Origin of the sequence: Salinivibrio sp. MA427 (assembly GCF_001996115.1) — a bacterium.
Lineage (GTDB): Bacteria > Pseudomonadota > Gammaproteobacteria > Enterobacterales > Vibrionaceae > Salinivibrio > Salinivibrio costicola.
This window is the reverse complement of the sequence record NZ_MUFH01000392.1, coordinates 1-1956: the sequence shown is the minus strand read 5'-3', so window position 1 is coordinate 1956 and position 1956 is coordinate 1. Positions and strand designations below refer to the sequence as shown.

The window sequence follows — 1956 nt, the reverse complement described above, 5'->3', positions numbered from 1 at the left end:
GTGCAGGACGGCTTTAACAGCGTCAGACTGGTACGGACGTAAGGTATACATAATCAAAAAACGGCCTAAGTGAGGCCGTTTAGTTTACTGACTTGTTCGCTCAGGTACAGACTATTTATACCCAACCGATAAATTTATACCTAACCGATAAATCACGGTCCATTATAGCCGTTTCGTGAAAATACAATGCTGACGGCGTGGTTGGTAATCAAACTGCTCGTAAAACAGGCGAGCGCCTTTGTTACCAATGTTCATTTCTAAAATCACGGCCACACACTGCCTTGTTTTGGCTTGCTTTTCTACCTCAGGGATCACTTGCGAACCCACGCCTTGACGGCGCCAGGTTTGTTGAATGAAAAACTGATCGATCACACCGACGCTGCCGCCATTTTCGACACTAAAACTATAGGCTAAGACGATAAACCCGATCGTATCCGTTCTTCCTTCGTGCTCAACATCAATCAGAAATACATCGCCACGCTCGGGTTGTGACAATAATGTGTTAAAGGTAGAAACCACCGGCTCGCGATCAAACGGCAAGGCCTCATGCTCATGTTGTTCGCGCGAGAGTGTGAATAAGGTTTCCAGGGTATCGATGTCAGGGCGGCGAAGAGAGACAATCATGGTGTTTCCTTTTTATCACTGATTGGTCAAGACGACCGTATCATACTCGCCAAGCCGGTAGGCTCAATCTCGGTGCGTTTTTCGATTAGCACGATGTGACAGACTCGGCGTCTCAACAAAAAGCGTTTGGTAGTGCTTGCATTATGACTAACGCATGTCACTGACAATGAGAGTGAGTGTATCTTATTGCTTTCAGTTTTGCCGCCAAATCTAGTAAAACTTGATCTGTGTCTTCGTGGCGATGTGACGTATAATCGCCGCAAACATAGGTGTAATGAATGGTAATATGCGGATAGATAAATTTTTATGTGAAACCCTAGGGGTAACACGAAAGCAAGCTGGCCGAGTGCTGAAAAGTGAAAGCGTCACCATCGATGGTGAGATCGTAAAATCTGGCGCCATCAAAGTCGGTAAAACCGCGGATGTGCAATTTGAGGGACGATCGTTAACCTTGTCTGGCCCACGCTACTTTATGATGCATAAACCTGCGGGCGTGGTGTGTTCACACGAAGATGCCTTTAATCCCACGATATTTGTTTTGCTCGATGAAGTGAACGCAGAAAAGCTGCATATAGCGGGTCGCCTGGATGCAGACACAACAGGCTTATTGTTACTGACCGACGACGGCCAATGGTCTCACCGTATCACGTCACCCAAGCATCAGTGTACAAAAACGTACCGGGTATGGTTAGCCGATCCGATCAGTGAAGATACGGCGAGTCAGTTTGAGCAGGGTGTGATGTTACGCAGTGAGCAGCAAGCGACATTGCCCGCTAAGCTCGAGCAGGTGGGTGAGTATGAAGCCTTATTGACGATTCAAGAGGGTAAATATCATCAAGTGAAACGTATGTTTGCCGCAGTCGGTAACAAAGTAGACGCTTTGCATCGCGAATCTGTGGGTGCGCTTGAGCTCGATGACACGCTCGAGCCTGGCGAATATCGCCCTCTCACCGATGAAGAAATTGCCTTGTTGGCATAATTAAGTGTGACACCTTAGATCCCACCTAGGGCAACGATCGACCCGAAAGCACAGTTCTCGCTGTGCTTTTTCAATGTGAGCGAGGTCATTTTTTAAGCGGGTTTTGAACATTGATTTTAAAGACTGGTGTTAAAGATTGGTGATGAAAAGAAAGACATTCTTTCCCACTACGCAATAATAAATTGTTACACTTTGACCAATCTCACGTTATTTCCCTTTTTCCTGTCTTTCACGTTAAGGAGTGTTATGTCGCAATCATCGGCTGTTACGTCGTCCCCAGCGCAGTTAAGTTGGCTGTTAATCCTGGTGCTTGGGGCCATTGCTGCATTGACCCCATTGGCGATCGATATGTA

General features: G+C 46.7%; 2 protein-coding genes. One reads left to right on the top strand and one right to left on the bottom strand.

All coding sequences use genetic code 11. The features are described from left to right. Positions 1-162: 162 nt before the first annotated feature. Positions 163-624 (bottom strand): GNAT family N-acetyltransferase, encoded by a 462-nt coding sequence (locus BZG79_RS14880; RefSeq protein WP_077774795.1) that lies wholly within the window; start codon positions 622-624, stop codon positions 163-165. 286 nt (positions 625-910) lie between these two features. Here BZG79_RS14880 and rsuA point away from each other — a divergent pair, with 286 nt between their 5' ends. Next, positions 911-1603, top strand: a complete 693-nt coding sequence (gene rsuA / locus BZG79_RS14875; protein WP_077460585.1) for a 16S rRNA pseudouridine(516) synthase RsuA — start codon at positions 911-913, stop codon at positions 1601-1603. Positions 1604-1956: the final 353 nt, after the last annotated feature.